This window comes from Streptomyces sp. R-74717, assembly GCF_047305335.1.
GTDB lineage: Bacteria > Actinomycetota > Actinomycetes > Streptomycetales > Streptomycetaceae > Streptomyces > Streptomyces atratus.
The window spans coordinates 4791652-4808487 of the sequence record NZ_CP102361.1 but is presented as its reverse complement, the minus strand read 5'-3'; the positions used below and the strand labels follow the sequence as shown (position 1 = coordinate 4808487).

Below are 16836 nucleotides of genomic sequence, written 5' to 3'. Positions count from 1 at the left end.
ATGCGTAAACAAGGTGCGGCTGTCGGAGTCCTGGCCCTCCTCGCCCTGGCCGCCTGCGGTACGGAGACGGGCGCCGGGGCCGGTTCGGGGCCCGGTTCCGGCGGTGGCGCCGTGCGGACCGATCTGCCCGTCACCGGTGTCCGCTGGGGCGTCGAATCGGTGACGGCCGACGGGAAGCGGACTGCCGCCCCCTCCGGCGCCCATGTCGAGATCGACTCCAAGGGCCGGGCCACCGGGAACTACGGTTGCAACCACTTCACCGCCGATGTCCGCATCGACGGCGAGACGATCACGGTTGGGCCGGGCACGAGCACCTCAATGGCCTGCGAGAAGGACGTCCAGCGGTTCGAGGCGGCCATGTCCGGCGCGTTCAGCGGCGAACTCACCGCGGCCGTGGCGAAGAAGACCCTCACCCTGACCGCGGAGAACGGCGACTCCATCGCCCTCACGGCGCAACAGCCGGCCCGGCTCACCGGCACCACCTGGACGGTCACCACCCTGGTCTCCGGCGCGGTCGCCTCGTCGCTGCCCGCGGGTGCGCAGGACAGGGCGCAACTGAGCTTCGGCAAGGACGGCTCCGTACAGGGCACCCTCGGCTGCAATCGGTTCCGCGGCACCGCGGTGGTCTCCGGTTCCACCATCACGTTCGGCCGGATCGACGGCACCAAGATGATGTGTCCGGCCCCCCGGATGAAGCTGGAGCGCGAACTGCTTGCGATCCTGGACGGCCGGACGACGTACCGGATCGATCACCGCACCCTGTCCCTCACCGCGGAGAACGGCAAGGGACTCGGCGCATCGGCCACCGGGACAAGGGGCTGACTCGGGAACCCGTCGGGTACGGCAGCAGGCCGGCGTCCGTCCGCTCCCAGGACGCCCGCAACTCGGCCGACAGCTCCGGCTCCGCGGCAGCCGGGTTTCCCGACGCCACCTCTGCCGAGGCCCCCTGGAAGCCGCATACCGGGCTCCCAGGTGTGAGGCTCACCACGAAACGGACGTTCGGCCGGACTCCGCGCCAGAGCATCGGCCGGCTCACCCAGCGCCACCATCCGGCCCGGCTGCCCCCGTGCCCTGAGTGGCCGGAACTAGCCGGTAACCGGCCGCTGGTCCGGGTGACCGCTGCCCTGCGGCCGGTCCGCGCCCCGTCCCGCACCTCTCCGCTACCCGGACATGGTCACTCCGGGTGACTGTCCGGACCGGCCCGCGAACCGCCCCTGGGAGCGCTTCCCCGGTGCTCGGGCCCGGTATCCCGAATTCGGACCAGTGGTCGATCTCGCCTACACTCGGTGGCGTGCCCCGTGGTGATGGACGACTCAACCACGACCTGCTCCCCGGAGAGAAAGGCCCCCAGGACGCTTGTGGCGTCTTCGGTGTCTGGGCTCCGGGTGAAGAGGTCGCCAAGCTCACCTATTTCGGACTGTATGCCCTGCAGCACCGTGGACAGGAGTCCGCGGGCATCGCAGTGAGCAACGGGTCCCAGATCCTGGTCTTCAAGGACATGGGACTGGTCTCGCAGGTCTTCGACGAAACGTCTCTGGGATCTCTCCAGGGCCATATCGCGGTCGGTCATGCCCGCTACTCCACCACCGGTGCCTCGGTGTGGGAGAACGCGCAGCCGACGTTCCGTGCGACCGCGCACGGCTCGATCGCCCTGGGTCACAACGGCAACCTGGTCAATACGGCCCAGCTCGCCGAGATGGTCGCCGATCTTCCCCGCAAGGACGGCCGCGCCACCCAGGTCGCCGCGACGAACGACACCGATCTGGTGACCGCGCTGCTCGCCGGCCAGACCGATGAGGACGGCAAGCCGCTCACCATCGAGGAGGCCGCCGCGAAGGTGCTCCCCGATGTGAAGGGCGCCTTCTCCCTCGTCTTCATGGACGAGCACACCCTTTACGCCGCCCGCGACCCGCAGGGCATCCGCCCGCTGGTTCTCGGCCGTCTCGAGCGCGGCTGGGTGGTGGCCTCCGAGTCCGCCGCCCTCGACATCTGCGGCGCCAGCTTCGTCCGCGAGATCGAGCCGGGTGAGCTCGTCGCCATCGACGAGAACGGCCTGCGCACCTCGCGGTTCGCGGAAGCGAAGCCCAAGGGCTGTGTCTTCGAGTACGTCTATCTGGCCCGCCCCGACACCGACATCGCCGGGCGGAACGTGTACCTCTCCCGCGTGGAGATGGGCCGCAAGCTGGCCGCCGAGGCCCCGGTCGAGGCCGATCTGGTCATAGCGACCCCGGAGTCCGGCACCCCCGCCGCCATCGGTTACGCGGAGGCCAGCGGCATCCCGTTCGGTGCCGGTCTGGTCAAGAACGCGTACGTCGGCCGGACCTTCATCCAGCCGTCCCAGACCATTCGCCAGCTGGGCATCCGCCTCAAGCTGAACCCGCTCAAGGAAGTCATCAAGGGCAAGCGTCTCGTGGTCGTCGACGACTCGATCGTCCGCGGCAACACCCAGCGCGCACTGGTCCGGATGCTCCGTGAGGCCGGCGCCGCCGAGATCCACATCCGGATCTCGTCCCCGCCGGTGAAGTGGCCCTGCTTCTTCGGCATCGACTTCGCGACCCGCGCCGAGCTGATCGCCAACGGCATGACGGTCGACGAGATCTGCACGTCGATGGGTGCCGACTCGCTCGCGTACATCTCGCTCGACGCGATGGTCGAGGCGACGACGATCGCCAAGCCGAACCTGTGCCGCGCCTGCTTCGACGGTGAGTACCCGATGGAGCTGCCGGACCCGGAGCTGCTCGGCAAGCAGCTGCTGGAGACCGAGCTGGCGGCAGGCCCTGCGGCAACCGCCGCGTCCGACGCACTGCGTCGTCCGTGACGGCCCAGCCGTACACCCCTGGCCACCAGCCCCGTATTTCCACACGAAAGATCCCAGGCAATGTCTGAGACAACAGGTGCTTCCTACGCGGCAGCGGGCGTCGACATCGAGGCCGGCGACCGCGCCGTCGAGCTGATGAAGGAGTGGGTGAAGAAGACGCAGCGCCCCGAGGTCGCGGGCCTCGGCGGCCTCGGCGGTTTCGCCGGCCTCTTCGACGCCTCGGCCCTCAAGCGTTACGAGCGTCCGCTGCTCGCCTCCGCCACCGACGGCGTCGGCACGAAGGTCGACCTCGCCCGCAAGATGGGCGTGTACGACACCATCGGCCACGACCTCGTCGGCATGGTCGTCGACGACCTGGTCGTCTGCGGTGCCGAGCCGCTCTTCATGACCGACTACATCTGCGTCGGCAAGGTGCACCCCGAGCGCGTCGCGTCCATCGTGAAGGGCATCGCCGAAGGCTGTGTCCTCGCCGGCTGCGCCCTGGTCGGCGGCGAGACCGCCGAGCACCCGGGTCTCCTCGGTCCGGACGACTTCGATGTCGCGGGCGCCGGTACGGGCGTGGTCGAGGCCGACCAGCTGCTCGGCCCGGAACGTATCCGTAAGGGTGACGTCGTGATTGCCATGGCGTCGTCCGGTCTTCACTCCAACGGGTACTCGCTCGTCCGTCACGTGGTCTTCGACCGGGCCGGCTGGGCGCTGGACCGCGAGGTCGAGGAGTTCGGGCGGACGCTCGGCGAGGAGCTCCTGGAGCCCACCAAGATCTACTCGCTGGACTGCCTGGCCCTCACCCGTACGACCGAGGTGCACGGCTTCAGCCACGTCACCGGTGGCGGCCTGGCCAACAACCTGGCCCGGGTCATTCCGGACGGACTGCACGCCAGGGTCGACCGCTCCACCTGGACGCCCGGCGCGGTCTTCGACCTGGTCGGCAAGGCGGGGCAGGTCGAGCAGCTGGAGCTGGAGAAGACGCTGAACATGGGCGTCGGCATGATCGCGATCGTCCCGGAGCAGTCCGTGGACGTCGCCCTGACGACGCTGGCCGACCGCGGGGTCGACTCCTGGGTCGCGGGCGAGATCTCGGAGCGCGGGGCGCACACCTCGGGTGCCGAGCTGGTGGGCGACTACGCGCGATAGGCACGGGCGGGCACACCGGGGTCACCCGGTGACCGCTTCGTCCTCGGTCGCCGGGTTTCCAACCCGTCCACGGCGATCGAGGACACCGAAGGCCGCCCCAGCGGCCGGACCGGATCGGGGCAGCACAGAACCCGGTCCGGGACAGGCCCGGACCGGGTTGATGTGTCAGCGCGAGGTCAAGCGCCGCGGCGCTGTGACGACGGACCGGACTGATCGTCCTCGTCCTCGTCCTCGTCGTCGTTGTACAGATCCGCGTACTGTGCGTACGGGTCATCTTCCTCGTCGTCGTCCTCGAACGGCTCTGCGTTCGGTGGTTGACTCGAAGGCGATGCGCCCAGCTCATTGGCCAGACGCGACAGGTCAGTCCCGCCGCTGCTGTACTTCAGCTGGCGGGCGACCTTTGTCTGCTTGGCCTTTGCCCGGCCGCGCCCCATGGCTCGACCCCCTCGGTGACGGGGCTCGACGGCCCCAGAGTCTTGACACGCGTTCATGTTTCAGGACGGACTCTCGGCAGAGAGACCGTGCCCGTAGGGCTTTAACGGTACCTGCTTCCGCGGCCATACGGTACGCCGCCCGCATCACGTGCCCCGGAAGAGGACCGGCGAGAAGCCCCGTCCTCGCTGGTCAACTGCGATTTTAACCTCTTCTTGGCATGCGACCCGCCGACCGGCGTGAGTCTTGTCTCGCCGGTCGGCGCGTCCGCAGGCAGGAAGGGGCAGAGACGCCGGGTGACGCCCCCGCGACCGTCAGCTACGGCGTGCTTCGGCCATCCGCTGTTCGGCGATCCGGTCGGCTGCGGCAGCCGGCGGAATGCCGTCATCCTTCGCACGTGCGAATATGGCGAGTGTGGTGTCGAAGATCTTCGACGCCTTGGCCTTGCACCGGTCGAAGTCGAACCCGTGCAGCTCGTCGGCGACCTGGATGACACCGCCCGCGTTCACCACATAGTCGGGTGCGTACAGGATCGACCGGTCCGCGAGGTCCTTCTCGACGCCGGGGTGCGCGAGCTGGTTGTTGGCCGCGCCGCACACCACCTTCGCCGTGAGCACCGGAACGGTGTCGTCGTTCAGCGCGCCGCCGAGCGCGCACGGGGCGTAGATGTCGAGGCCCTCGGTACGGATCAGCGCCTCGGTGTCCGCGGCGACGGCGACCTCGGGGTGCTCATCGGTGATGCGGCGGACGGACTCCTCCCGCACATCGGTGATCACGACCTCCGCGCCGTCGAGAAGCAGATGCTCGACCAGGTGGTGACCGACCTTGCCGACCCCGGCGACCCCCACTTTTCGGCCACGCAGCGTCGGGTCGCCCCAGAGGTGCTGGGCGGAGGCCCGCATGCCCTGGAAGACACCGAAAGCGGTGAGGACCGAGGAGTCGCCGGCGCCACCGCTCGAAGGGGAGCGGCCGGTGGTCCACCGGCACTCGCGGGCGACGACGTCCATGTCGGCGACGTACGTGCCGACGTCGCAGGCCGTCACGTAACGGCCACCGAGCGAGGCCACGAACCGGCCGTAGGCCAGCAGCAGTTCCTCGCTCTTGATCTTCTCCGGGTCGCCGATGATGACGGCCTTGCCGCCGCCGTGGTCGAGACCGGCCATGGCGTTCTTGTACGACATACCGCGCGACAGGTTCAGCGCGTCCGCGACGGCCTCTTCCTCGGAGGCGTACGGGTAGAAGCGGGTGCCGCCGAGGGCCGGGCCCAGAGCGGTGGAGTGGATGGCGATGACGGCCTTGAGGCCGCTGGCACGGTCCTGGCAGAGCACGACTTGCTCGTGGCCCCCCTGATCCGAGTGGAACAGGGTGTGCAGTACATCGCCAGGCGCGCCGGTCACATCGGTCACTGTGGTGACTCCCAAGTACGAAGCGGCGGAGGACCCTCCTGAAGGTGGGGAGGGTCGCGGACCGGCCGGCACGGCCGGTCCGACTGGGCAAGAGCGTAAGTCCTACGCGGACGTAGATCTGTTCCAGTGCCCAGGATCACCCCCCGGCGGAGTACGGGCATGACACGATTTGCTGCATGTCGGTGGTGTCCTCAGTGCTCGTCCCTTACGCGTCCTACCTCCGGGTGTACGAGCCGCTGGCCGCCTTCCCGGAGCCCGAACGCGACCACTGGGCCCGTTACGCCGGGCGCTCCCGAATTCCCACGGCCCAGGACGAACTGCGCCGTTCGCTCGCCGACTTGGTGGCCACACCGCCGGTCGGCGTGCCGGTGCACGAGAGCGGGGACGCGTTCGTCGCCGAGATGGACGGCGTGGTGTGTGTCTGCCCGTGGCGGACCAGGCTGCGCGGCTGGCTGGCGCTGGACGAGCTGATGGAGATGTTCCCCGGGCCGGTGCTCGACGCGGTGCTGCCGCCGGTGGTGCGCGGGCAGGCCGTCGCGGACCACGAGCGGTGGGCGGAGCGAAATCCGGACGCCAGGCCCTGGATCCTCACCTCGGTGTGGCAGGTCCCGGTGCGCTGGTTCGTGCTCTTCTCCGACGAGGAGCGGGAGTACGCGGAGGCGGGCGAGGGCGGTGAGCCGCCCGTGCTGCGCTACCGGACGCCGATGGTCCAGGCCCGGCGCCGGCTGGCCCGGGCGCTGAAGACACTGCGGGAGGCCGTGGACGAAGGGCCGCTGACCGAGGGGCTCGTCGACGTGGGGCGCTGGCTGGAGGAGTTCCATCCGCGCGCACTGGTCGAGCTGGACTATGCGGGTCTGGTGCACGCACTGCCGGCGGCGCAGCTCGCCGGGGACCGCTCGGCCGCCGATGTGGCCGAGGGCATCGCCGCTCTGCAGGCCGGCGACGCCGAAGGGGCGAGTGAGGCGTACGGGCGGCTGGCGGAGCGCTGGCGGGCGGTAAGGGATCGTCAATTCGCCAACTGACAGGGCCTCATCCGCGTCTGAACCTGTGACCCATGTGGCACGTGAGGATGAAGAGGCGGAAGCGTACCTCAGTGGTCCTAGGACCTACGTCCCGAACCGGGCCTTTGCCTCAAGCGTGACGGATAGCACTAACGGGGCCCTTGCGCCCTTCCCTACTCCTCGTGCCAAAATAGGACAAGGAGTCCGGGGAGGGCTCCTTCCGTCCAACTAGGGGCGGAATGCTCAGCATTGCACGCTATGGGGGGTCTGGTGGCTCCTGATCACTCTGTGACTGATCGTCACGGCGGTGTGACTGTCCGCTATGGCATAGTCCATCGGCTTCCGTCGCTGATGAACACCTGGGAGGGCAATTCCATCGGTTTGGCCGACGAGGCTGGACGGATGGTGTAGTTGTAGTGCCGAGGACAAGCCGTTCGTCCTATAACCGACTCGGCCCGCGTCCGCCATTTCGGGCAACGCGGGTCAAGGTGCAGAATTTAAGAGGAAAGAACCGAGATGGTTCGGTTCTCCCGAGGAGGCCGCTCATGACCGCTCGCACCCCTGATGCCGAGCCGCTGCTGACCCCGGCTGAGGTTGCCACGATGTTCCGCGTGGACCCGAAGACGGTTACCCGCTGGGCCAAGGCGGGCAAGCTCACGTCCATCCGCACGCTCGGTGGACATCGCCGGTACCGCGAGGCAGAGGTCCGCGCACTGCTTGCGGGTATTCCGCAGCAGCGCAGCGAGGCCTGACACACCCCCTGTCGCCGCGCCACAACTGGGCTTCCGGGTACCCCAACTCGTACAGGCCCACCCATAGCTCCAAATGACGGGCGCCCGCCCCAACGGGCGCCATACCTGTGCAATACGGGTGCGTCGTTCGATCGCGCTGGACTCCGCCGGGTCCAGCGCGATCTTTTTTGTGCCCCCAGGGGCCGGAGGCCTCCCGGCCCGCGCTGACCCGGGCGGCTCGGGCGTCGCTGGAAACCGGGCGTCCGGTTGGCTCCGGCCAGGGTGCCGTGCGGGCTTGCGCGGGTCTGTGCGGGACTGTTCCCGACCGCCCCGGGGCAGTCGGGCCGGGGTGGTTCGGAAGGCCCCGCGGCACTCCCGTCCGAGTGGTGCAATTGCACATATTAAATTCGCCAGTTGTAGGAAGGGTGTAAAGTCACCCCTTCTCAAAACTCATTCGGTGACTCCCGTCACACTGCATGAGCCTTGCCAAGTACGAGCCTGCCACCTTCAGGAAGCGGAATGCCGCGCCATTGGTCACCCGGCCGAGGGGCTTTCGTCCTGTGCCTCCCGGCCTTCGAGGGCGCCGTCCTGGCGCCCCGCGCACAGGACCGGCGGTCTGGGTGGGGATGCGGTCCGGGAGGCCGCCACGGGCTCCATGGTGAGCCGCAGGAGCCGATGGCAGATCGGACAGTGGCGAGTGAGGTGGCGGTAGCCGGAAGCGGCGGCCAGGTGGGCGCGCAGGAGTGCGTGGGTCTCGTGCCCAGTGGACGCCGCCATACGTGCCACCTCCCGGTGTGGACTGCCGCCCCGCGCCGGGGAACAGGGGCGGCCCCTGTTGTCTGAGTACTCGTCGGCAGTTGCCGGAGTCAAGACACGCGAAAGCCCGGATCCAGAAGGATCCGGGCTTTCGTTACTGCGGTCCTGACGGGATTTGAACCCGCGGCCTCCACCTTGACAGGGTGGCGAGCACTCCAAACTGCTCCACAGGACCAGGTTTTCGCGGCTGCCTTGCGGCTGCCTGCGAAGACAGACTGTACAGCAGGTCAGAGGGTCTGGTCGACCTCACCGAAGGTGGTGGTTCCGTTACGGCTCCGACCGGGGCTGTCTCACGGGGCCGCCGCGTCGATCGCCTTCATGATCCGCTTGTCGGAGACGGGGTAGGCCGTCCCCAGGGCGTGCGCGAAATAGCTGACCCGGAGCTCCTCGACCATCCAGCGGATGTCCAGGACCTCCTGCGGAACGGGCCTGCCCCGCGGCATCTGTTCGAGCAGCCAGGCGTACTCGTCCTGCATCTCGTGGACCTTCTCCATGCGCGTGGTGTCGCGCTGGACGGCCGTCGGCATCTGCTGGAGCCGGCGGTCCACGGCGACCAGATAGCGCATCAGGTCGGGCAGTCGGCGCAGCCCGGTCGCGGTGACGAAGCCCGGCGGCACAAGGGCCGCGAGCTGGTCCCGTGCATCGGTGACGTTGTTGACCAGGACGAGGCTGTTGGTGGCCTTCAGGCGCCGCTCGCAGGCATGCCAGGCGGCCAGTACCTGCTGCACCTGCTTGACCGTGTGCTCGGTCAGCGCCACGAGGTCGGCGCGCACCTTGTCGTACAGCTTGCGGAACGACTCCTCGTCCCAGGCCGGGCCGCCGTGCGCGCCGATCAGCCGGTCGGCGGCCGCAGTCGCGCAGTCCTCGAAGAGCGCCTGGATGGAGCCGTGCGGATTGCGGGACAGAGCCAGCTTCTGCTGGTTCGTCAGCTTGTCCGAGGCGAACTTCGCCGGTTTCACCGGGATGTTCAGCAGGATCAGCTTCCGGGTGCCGCGCCACATCGCCTGCTGCTGCTCGGCCTCGGTGTCGAAGAGCCGTACGGCCACTGTGTCTGCCGCGGCTCCCTCCTGCTCGACGAGAGCCGGGTACGCCTTGACCGGCTGGCCGGCCCGGCGGGTCTCGAAGACGCGGTTCAGGGTGCCGATCGTCCAGTCCGTGAGGCCCGAACGCTCGATGGACTCGCCCGAGGGCCCCGCAGTGGCCGCGGCGGCCTTGGAGAGGGCCTGACGGGCCTTGGGGCGCAGCTGGAGCTTCAGCGCCTCCAGGTCCTTGTCCTCGGCCACCTTGCGGCGCCGCTCGTCGACGATCCGGAAAGTGATCTTCAGGTGGTCCGGGATGCGGGTCGGGTCGAAGTCGTCGGCGCCGACCGGGACGCCGACCATGCGCTGGAGCTCCCGGGCCAGCGTGACCGGGAGCGGCTCCTGGAGGGGGACCGCCCGGTCCAGGAACTTGCCCGCGTAGTTCGGCGCGGGGACGTAGTGCCGGCGGATCGGCTTGGGCAGCGAGCGGATCAGCTCGGTGACCACTTCCTCGCGCAGGCCCGGGATCTGCCAGTCGAAGCCCTCGGCGGTGACCTGGTTGAGCACCTGGAGCGGGACGTGGACGGTCACACCGTCCGCGTCCGCACCGGGCTCGAACTGGTACGTCACCCTGAACTTGAGCTTCCCCTGCCGCCAGGAGTCGGGGTAGTCGTCCTTGGTGACGGCCCCGGCCTTCTCGTTGATGAGCATCGAGCGCTCGAAGTCCAGCGCGTCCGGCTCGTCGCGGCGCTTGTGCTTCCACCAGGAGTCGAAGTGCGCCCCGGACACCACGTGATCGGGGATGCGCTGGTCGTAGAAGTCGAAGAGCGTCTCGTCGTCCACGAGGATGTCGCGGCGCCGCGCACGGTGCTCGAGCTCCTCGACCTCGCCGAGGAGCTTGCGGTTGTCGTGGAAGAACTGATGGTGCGTCCGCCAGTCGCCCTCGACCAGGGCGTTGCGGATGAACAGGTCGCGGGAGGCCTCGGCGTCGATACGGCCGAAATTGATCTTGCGCTGGGCGACGATCGGCACTCCGTAGAGCGTGACGCGCTCGTACGCCATCACCGCCGCCTGGTCCTTCTCCCAGTGCGGTTCGCTGTAGGTGCGCTTCAGCAGGTGCTGGGCCAGCGGCTCGATCCACTCCGGCTCGACCTTGGCGTTGACCCGCGCCCACAGCCGGGACGTCTCGACCAGCTCGGCCGACATCACGAACCGTGGCTGCTTCTTGAAGAGCGCCGATCCGGGGAAGATCGCGAACTTGGCGCTGCGGGCACCCAGGTACTCGTTCTTCTCGGTGTCCTTCAGCCCGATGTGCGAGAGCAGCCCGGCCAGCAGTGAGGTGTGCACCGACTGCTCGGGCGCGGCCAGGTCCGCCGAGGGCTCCTCCAGATGCATGCCCATCTGCTTGGCGACGGTACGCAGCTGCGCGTAGATGTCCTGCCATTCGCGGATGCGCAGGAAGTTCAGATACTCCTGCTTGCACATCCGGCGGAAGCTGGACGAGCCGCGCTCCTTCTGCTGCTCGCGGATATACCGCCACAGATTCAGGAACGCCAGGAAGTCGGAGGTCTCGTCCTTGAAGCGGGCGTGCTGCTGATCGGCCTGTGTCTGCTTGTCCGAGGGCCGCTCGCGCGGGTCCTGGATGGAGAGCGCGGCGGCGATCACCATGACCTCGCGCACACAGCCGTTGCGCTCGGCCTCGATGACCATGCGGGCCAGGCGCGGGTCGACGGGCAGCTGCGAGAGCTTCCGGCCGAGCTGGGTGAGCCGCTTCTTCGGATCCTTTTCGTCCGGGTCGAGCGCACCGAGTTCCTGGAGGAGCTGGATGCCGTCGCGGATGTTGCGGTGGTCCGGCGGGTCGATGAAGGGGAACTTCTCGATGTCGCCGAGGCCGGCCGCGGTCATCTGGAGGATGACGGAGGCCAGGTTCGTACGCAGGATCTCGGGGTCGGTGAACTCCGGACGGGTCAGGAAGTCGTCCTCGGAGTACAGCCGGATGCAGATGCCGTCCGACGTACGCCCGCAGCGGCCCTTGCGCTGGTTGGCGCTGGCCTGCGAGATCCGTTCGATCGGCAGCCGCTGGACCTTGGTGCGGTGGCTGTAGCGGGAGATGCGGGCGTTGCCCGGGTCGATCACGTACTTGATGCCGGGGACGGTCAGCGAGGTCTCGGCGACGTTGGTCGCCAGGACGATCCTGCGTCCCGTGTGGCGCTGGAAGACGCGGTGCTGCTCGTGGTGCGAGAGGCGGGCATAGAGGGGGAGCACCTCGGTGTGGCGGAGGTTCTTCTTGTTCAGCGCGTCCGCGGTGTCGCGGATCTCGCGCTCGCCGGAGAGGAAGACCAGGACATCGCCGGGGCCCTCCGACTGGAGCTCGTCGACGGCGTCGCAGATCGCGGTGATCTGGTCGCGGTCGGAGTCGTCGCCCTCCTCCTCGAGGAGTGGGCGGTAGCGCACCTCGACCGGGTACGTACGCCCGCTGACCTCGACGATCGGTGCCTCGCCGAAGTGGCGCGCGAACCGCTCGGGGTCGATCGTCGCCGACGTGATGACGACCTTCAGATCCGGGCGCTTGGGCAGCAGCCTGGCCAGATAGCCGAGCAGGAAGTCGATGTTCAGCGACCGCTCGTGGGCCTCGTCGATGATGATCGTGTCGTACGCGCGCAGCTCGCGGTCCGTCTGGATCTCGGCGAGCAGGATGCCGTCCGTCATCAGCTTGACGAACGTCGCGTCGGGGTTCACCTGGTCGGTGAAGCGGACCTTCCAGCCGACCGCCTCGCCCAGCGGGGTCTTCAGCTCGTCGGCGACACGCTCGGCGACCGTTCGGGCCGCGATCCGGCGCGGCTGGGTGTGCCCGATCATGCCCCGGACACCGCGCCCCAGCTCCATACAGATCTTCGGGATCTGCGTGGTCTTGCCGGAGCCGGTCTCCCCGGCGACGATCACGACCTGGTGGTCGCGTATCGCCTCCAGGATCTCGTCCTTCTTCTGGCTGACCGGGAGCTGTTCCGGGTACGACAGGGCAGGCATCCGCGTGGCACGCAGCGCGAGCCGCTCGGCTGCCTTTCCGGCCTCGGTGGCGATCTCGTCCAGCACGGTCTGCCGGGCCTCGGGCTTACGGATGCGGCGCGCCCCTTCGAGACGGCGGCCGAGCCGGTGTGCATCGCGGAGCGAGAGCTGTCCGAGCCGGTACTGGAGATCAGCGAAGGAAGTAGACATACGGAGCCCAGGATCTCACCCGGGTCCGAAGAACGGCGAATATATTTCGTGCGGTCCGGGTCACCACATCGGCACTGCGCGGAGGTGCGGGATCACAGCACGTACCATTTCCGGCAGCTGACCACCCGTTGCCCCGTCCGGAAAGGCCGGTCGCCGTGTCCCGTACGCAGTGGTGCTGCCTGGTGGCGGTGCTCGCGGTCGCACTGGGGCTGTTCTGCGGTCCGGCGACGGCTGCCGCGGGTGATGCAGGACGTACGGCGGTCGTGGCTGCTGAGGCCGGCGCCGAAAGGGCGGCTGCTGAGGCCGCCCCCGTCAGGGATGCCGCGTCCACCGGCCCCGCCCCGGCCACCGCGTCGGCCGTGGACCGGCACGGGGCCCCCGGGTGCGGCAAGAGCCGGAAGCACGAGGACGGCGAGCCCGCTCTGCCGGGCCGGACCCGTGCGGCGTACGACCAGGCGCCCGGCCTCGCCGAGTGGGGCCTGCCCGCCGCCACCGGACAGGGACCCGTCCGCCCGCCCGCACGGATAAAGCTGCGCGGCCCCGCGGCTGCCGCGCCCACTCCGGTCGAGCTCTCCGTACTGAGGGTGTAGACGGCCGCTCTCCGACCGACCGTCCTTTTTTCCTCCCGCATCACCAGCACGGAGTCCCGCATGCCCAAGTCCACGTCCTCACGTACGCCGTCGTCCAGGAAGCCGCTGATCTACGGCGCCGGAGTCGTCATCGCCGCAGCTCTGCTCGGCTTCGTCTCCTACCGGGCCACCGCCCCCGACCACTCGGCTTCTCCCTCTTCCTCCTCCTCGTCGGCCGCCGATGTCACTGCGGACCCGGACGCCGGCGTCTACCCGGAACTGGCGAAGCTCGCCCGGCGCGACGCCGGTGACAAGCTCGCGCAGGGCAGGGTGGACGCGCCCGTCGTCCTCATCGAGTACGCCGACTTCAAGTGCGGCTACTGCGGCAAATTCGCCCGTGACACCGAACCGGCCCTGGTGAAGAAGTACGTCGAAAACGGCACCCTGCGCATCGAGTGGCGCAACTTCCCGATCTTCGGCGCCGAGTCCGAGGCGGCCGCCCGCGCCGCCTGGGCCGCCGGGCAGCAGGGCCGCTTCTGGCAGTTCCACCGTGCCGCGTACGCCGAGGGGGCCAAGGAACAAGGGTTCGGCAAGGACCGGCTGAAGGCGCTCGCCCAGCAGGCCGGGGTCGCGGACCTCGACCGGTTCGCGCGCGACACCGACAGCTCCGCCGCCTCCGCCGCGGTGGGCAAGGACCAGGAACAGGGGTACGGGATCGGTGCGACCTCCACCCCCTCGTTCCTGATCAACGGCCGACCGATCGCCGGAGCCCAGCCGATGGAGACCTTCACCCAGGCCATCGAGGAAGCGGCCGAGAAGGCCCGCAACACCGAGGACGCCAAGGGCGACGAGGATGCCGAGGGCAGCGCGAAATGACGGCTGACATCGGCTACTTCGCGGCCTTCCTCGGCGGGCTGCTCGCCCTGGTCAGCCCGTGCAGCGCGCTGCTGCTGCCCGCCTTCTTCGCGTACTCCATCGACTCCGCCTCGCGGCTCCTGGCCCGTACCGGCATCTTCTACGCCGGTCTGGCCACCACCCTCGTCCCGCTCGGCGCCGCGGGCTCGTACGCCGGACGGCTCTTCTACAGCCACCGCGACGCGCTCGTCCTCGGCGCCGGGTGGCTGATCATCGCGCTCGGTATCGCGCAGATCGTGGGCCTGGGCTTCGCCTCGCGCCGGATCGCCGCACTCAGCGGCCGGATCCGCCCGACCACCGCCGTATCCGTCTATGCGCTGGGCGCTGTATACGGACTGGCCGGTTTCTGTGCGGGGCCGATCCTCGGCAGCGTCCTCACCGTGGCGGCGGTCAGCGCCAGCCCGGTCTACGGCGGACTGCTGCTCGCCGTCTACGCCCTCGGGATGGCTGTCCCGCTCTTTCTGCTCGCTCTGCTCTGGGAACGCTTCGACCTGGGCCGACGGGCCTGGCTGCGCGGTCGTACCTTCCGGCTCGGCCGCTTCGAGCTGCACACCACGACGCTGCTGTCGGGGCTTTTCTTCATCGGTCTCGGCGCGCTGTTCCTCGCGTACGACGGGACGACGGCGCTGCCCGGACTGCTGGACGTGGACGAGTCGTTCGCCGTCGAGCAGTGGGCCCAGCGCATCGGCGAGCATGTGTCCGACGCAATGGTGCTGGTGGCCGCGGTCGCGGTGGTGCTGCTCGTTCTGGCGGTACGGGCGTGGCGCGGCCGGGGCGTGAACTCGGCGGACCGGGAAGAGGCCTGACACGGCGAAGGCCCCGTCCATCGGACGGGGCCTTCGGGTGGTGGCTGGGGCCGGGATCGAACCGGCGACCTATCGCTTTTCAGGCGATCGCTCGTACCAACTGAGCTACCCAGCCACGCAGCCCATAAGGGCTGCAGCGGTCCTGACGGGATTTGAACCCGCGGCCTCCACCTTGACAGGGTGGCGAGCACTCCAAACTGCTCCACAGGACCAAGCTTTTGTGCGACTAAGTGTCGCACAAGGTAATGCGTGCCCCCAACGGGATTCGAACCCGTGCTACCGCCTTGAAAGGGCGGCGTCCTGGGCCACTAGACGATGAGGGCAGAACTGCTAGTGCTGCTGCTTCTGCGTCTGTCGCCCGAGGGGACGTGAGAAGCATGTGACTCCGCTTTCCCTCGAGAGGTTCCGCTTCTCCTTCAACCTCTAGGGTCTCAGAACGGTCAAGCCCTGACCGGCGCCCTTGGGCACGTCGGAGACTGTACTACGGCGTTTCGGCGTCAGCCAAACCGAATAGGCGAAGGGGTCGCTCCGGCCGGGTTCTCCTCCGGCAGATGGCGGCTGACCTCGGCCGTCGTCGGGCCAGGACCGCCCGGGGTGATCTCGGCCCGGCCGGTGGGCGGCGGCGACCAGGCCCGGCGCGCGGCCGTACGGGACAATGGCGGGGTGCTGGAGATGACGCGCGAGGAGTTCGAAGAACTGGTCGCCGAGGCGCTGGACCGGATCCCGCCGGAGCTGACGCGGCTGATGGACAACGTCGCGGTGTTTGTCGAGGACGAACCCGACCCGGGCGATCCGGAGCTGCTCGGGCTCTACGAGGGGACACCGCTGACCGATCGCGGTGAGTGGTACGCGGGGGTGCTGCCGGACCGGATCACCATCTACCGCGGGCCGACGCTGCGGATGTGCGAGTCGCGAGAGGACGTCGTCGCCGAGACCGAGATCACGGTCGTCCATGAGATCGCCCATCACTTCGGCATCGATGACGAGAGGCTGCACGCGCTCGGCTACGGATGAGCGCGCGAGCGCCGTGCGGGTGGCGCGCAGGAGGCGTGCGGGAGGTGTGCGGGCCGGGCGCGGGGCGTGTCCCCGGCGGGGCAACGGGAGTTGGGCACAGTGCCCCCCGTTTCTTCCCGTACCGCTCCGCCCCCTCTTCGTACCCCGGAGGTGCCTCCCGTGCGCCAGTTGTCCGCCACCGTCCGATGGGCGGCCGTCATCGCAGTGACGGTCGCCGCGTCCACAGGCTGTATGAGCGTCGGCGACGACGGAGGGAAACCGGCTCCGCCGTCGTCGTCCGGGCCGAAGGGGAGCGCGGCGGGGCCGGACGGCGGCACCGTGGCGGGCGTCGGCGGCGCCCGCCACGGTGGTGGCGGTGCCGAGGCGCATTCCGAACGGGAGGCGGCCGAATCGGCGGAGCCGAGCGGCTCCGCAGGCCCTTCCGGCTCGCCCGGCGGCGTACGCCCCGGCACGAAGTCGGGTGATCCGGGGTCGGCGGGGGGTGGCGGGCTGCCGGTGCCCTCGGTCTCCCAGCCGGGGCCCGGGGTGCCGCATCAGCCCGAATCCCCGCCGCCGTCCGAGTCGGCCACCCCCGAGCCGCCCGCCTCCCCGGAGCCGGAGCCCTCGGAACCGTCGCCGCAGCCGTCCGCCTCGTCGGCGGCTCAGCTCCGCAAGCGCGCTATGCGTGCGCTGGAGGGGCCGTCGGCGCTGCGGACGCCGCATGTCTCGCCGCAGGTGGGGCCGGTGTAGCAGGGGACCGAGGGAGGGCGGTTTGCGCAATGTGGGGGGGAGTGCGTATGGTAGTAGATCGTTTGATCCCATTGCCCGGCGCCGAAACAGAAGCGCGCCGTGTGGCGCGTACTCTCCCTTGCCGTGGCTGGACCGCATTGAGGCGGTCGAAATTGCGAATCACGGAGTTACGGGCGCGTGCCGAGACTCCGGAAGGTTTCGCATTTCGCATGTCAATTTCCAGTTCTGAC

General features: G+C 69.2%; 14 protein-coding genes and 4 tRNA genes. 10 read left to right on the top strand and 8 right to left on the bottom strand.

Annotated elements, in window-relative coordinates; all coding sequences use genetic code 11:
• The 3 genes from NRF20_RS21940 (at position 1) to purM (ending at position 3952) form a co-directional block, all read left to right on the top strand.
• Positions 1-822 (top strand): META domain-containing protein, encoded by an 822-nt coding sequence (locus NRF20_RS21940; protein ID WP_413753128.1) that lies wholly within the window; start codon positions 1-3, stop codon positions 820-822.
• Between the two features lie 469 nt (positions 823-1291).
• Positions 1292-2818, top strand: a complete 1527-nt coding sequence (gene purF, locus NRF20_RS21935) for an amidophosphoribosyltransferase (protein ID WP_114245671.1) — start codon at positions 1292-1294, stop codon at positions 2816-2818.
• 60 nt (positions 2819-2878) lie between these two features.
• The gene (gene purM, locus NRF20_RS21930) at positions 2879-3952 is read left to right on the top strand and encodes a phosphoribosylformylglycinamidine cyclo-ligase (RefSeq protein ID WP_398628560.1); all 1074 of its coding nucleotides are present in this window, start codon (positions 2879-2881) and stop codon (positions 3950-3952) included.
• A gap of 176 nt (positions 3953-4128) precedes the next feature.
• On the opposite strand, the gene NRF20_RS21925 is transcribed toward purM, so the two are convergent.
• A complete protein-coding gene (locus NRF20_RS21925; protein WP_030929682.1) occupies positions 4129-4386 on the bottom strand; it encodes a DUF3073 domain-containing protein in 258 nt (85 codons plus the stop codon).
• A 312-nt stretch (positions 4387-4698) separates the two neighbouring features.
• A complete protein-coding gene (locus NRF20_RS21920) occupies positions 4699-5790 on the bottom strand; it encodes a Leu/Phe/Val dehydrogenase (protein WP_398628561.1) in 1092 nt (363 codons plus the stop codon).
• Between the two features lie 176 nt (positions 5791-5966).
• Here NRF20_RS21920 and NRF20_RS21915 point away from each other — a divergent pair, with 176 nt between their 5' ends.
• Positions 5967-6812, top strand: coding sequence for a hypothetical protein (locus tag NRF20_RS21915; RefSeq protein ID WP_398628562.1), 846 nt, complete (start codon positions 5967-5969; stop codon positions 6810-6812).
• A 524-nt stretch (positions 6813-7336) separates the two neighbouring features.
• Complete coding sequence (gene bldC, locus NRF20_RS21910) at positions 7337-7543, top strand: developmental transcriptional regulator BldC (RefSeq protein WP_003949541.1); 207 nt, start codon at positions 7337-7339, stop codon at positions 7541-7543.
• A gap of 513 nt (positions 7544-8056) precedes the next feature.
• On the opposite strand, the gene NRF20_RS21905 is transcribed toward bldC, so the two are convergent.
• The 3 genes from NRF20_RS21905 to hrpA all read right to left on the bottom strand — a co-directional run bounded on the left by NRF20_RS21905 (position 8057) and on the right by hrpA (position 12573).
• Positions 8057-8299: a DUF6274 family protein gene (locus NRF20_RS21905; protein WP_398628563.1), complete on the bottom strand. Its 243-nt coding sequence runs from the start codon at positions 8297-8299 to the stop codon at positions 8057-8059.
• A 139-nt stretch (positions 8300-8438) separates the two neighbouring features.
• A tRNA-Asp gene (locus NRF20_RS21900) sits at positions 8439-8513 on the bottom strand.
• 115 nt (positions 8514-8628) lie between these two features.
• On the bottom strand, positions 8629-12573 hold the full coding sequence (gene hrpA / locus NRF20_RS21895; protein ID WP_413753127.1) for an ATP-dependent RNA helicase HrpA: 3945 nt from the start codon (positions 12571-12573) through the stop codon (positions 8629-8631).
• A gap of 155 nt (positions 12574-12728) precedes the next feature.
• On the opposite strand from hrpA, the gene NRF20_RS21890 reads away from it, so the two are divergent.
• From NRF20_RS21890 to NRF20_RS21880, 3 genes are read left to right on the top strand one after another with little or no spacing between them, the layout of a single operon-like run.
• Entirely contained in the window at positions 12729-13163 is a 435-nt protein-coding gene (locus tag NRF20_RS21890; protein WP_398628565.1) for a hypothetical protein, read from the top strand.
• A 60-nt stretch (positions 13164-13223) separates the two neighbouring features.
• Entirely contained in the window at positions 13224-14018 is a 795-nt protein-coding gene (locus NRF20_RS21885) for a DsbA family protein (protein ID WP_413753126.1), read from the top strand.
• Positions 14015-14863 (top strand): cytochrome c biogenesis CcdA family protein, encoded by an 849-nt coding sequence (locus NRF20_RS21880; RefSeq protein WP_413753125.1) that lies wholly within the window; start codon positions 14015-14017, stop codon positions 14861-14863. The genes NRF20_RS21885 and NRF20_RS21880 overlap by 4 nt, the downstream gene beginning before the upstream one ends.
• 38 nt (positions 14864-14901) lie before the next feature.
• Here the strand turns inward: NRF20_RS21880 and NRF20_RS21875 are convergent.
• The 3 genes from NRF20_RS21875 to NRF20_RS21865 all read right to left on the bottom strand — a co-directional run bounded on the left by NRF20_RS21875 (position 14902) and on the right by NRF20_RS21865 (position 15186).
• Positions 14902-14978: transfer RNA gene (locus NRF20_RS21875), tRNA-Phe, on the bottom strand.
• A gap of 22 nt (positions 14979-15000) precedes the next feature.
• Positions 15001-15075, bottom strand: a tRNA-Asp gene (locus tag NRF20_RS21870).
• A 38-nt stretch (positions 15076-15113) separates the two neighbouring features.
• Positions 15114-15186 (bottom strand) — tRNA-Glu (locus tag NRF20_RS21865).
• Between the two features lie 340 nt (positions 15187-15526).
• Between NRF20_RS21865 and NRF20_RS21860 the strand changes: the two genes are divergently transcribed.
• Entirely contained in the window at positions 15527-15877 is a 351-nt protein-coding gene (locus tag NRF20_RS21860; protein ID WP_030929660.1) for a metallopeptidase family protein, read from the top strand.
• 159 nt (positions 15878-16036) lie between these two features.
• Positions 16037-16606 (top strand): hypothetical protein, encoded by a 570-nt coding sequence (locus tag NRF20_RS21855; RefSeq protein ID WP_413753124.1) that lies wholly within the window; start codon positions 16037-16039, stop codon positions 16604-16606.
• Positions 16607-16836 lie beyond the last annotated feature (230 nt).

What these genes read in the sequence shown, in the direction of transcription:
- bldC (WP_003949541.1), top strand. Translation starts at nt 7,337, where the DNA reads ATGACCGCTCGCACCCCTGATGCCGAGCCGCTGCTGACCCCGGCTGAG.
- NRF20_RS21940 (WP_413753128.1), top strand. Translation starts at nt 1, where the DNA reads ATGCGTAAACAAGGTGCGGCTGTCGGAGTCCTGGCCCTCCTCGCCCTG.
- NRF20_RS21885 (WP_413753126.1), top strand. Translation starts at nt 13,224, where the DNA reads ATGCCCAAGTCCACGTCCTCACGTACGCCGTCGTCCAGGAAGCCGCTG.
- NRF20_RS21905 (WP_398628563.1), bottom strand. Translation starts at nt 8,299, where the DNA reads ATGGCGGCGTCCACTGGGCACGAGACCCACGCACTCCTGCGCGCCCAC.
- purM (WP_398628560.1), top strand. Translation starts at nt 2,879, where the DNA reads ATGTCTGAGACAACAGGTGCTTCCTACGCGGCAGCGGGCGTCGACATC.
- NRF20_RS21915 (WP_398628562.1), top strand. Translation starts at nt 5,967, where the DNA reads ATGTCGGTGGTGTCCTCAGTGCTCGTCCCTTACGCGTCCTACCTCCGG.
- NRF20_RS21880 (WP_413753125.1), top strand. Translation starts at nt 14,015, where the DNA reads ATGACGGCTGACATCGGCTACTTCGCGGCCTTCCTCGGCGGGCTGCTC.
- hrpA (WP_413753127.1), bottom strand. Translation starts at nt 12,573, where the DNA reads ATGTCTACTTCCTTCGCTGATCTCCAGTACCGGCTCGGACAGCTCTCG.
- NRF20_RS21925 (WP_030929682.1), bottom strand. Translation starts at nt 4,386, where the DNA reads ATGGGGCGCGGCCGGGCAAAGGCCAAGCAGACAAAGGTCGCCCGCCAG.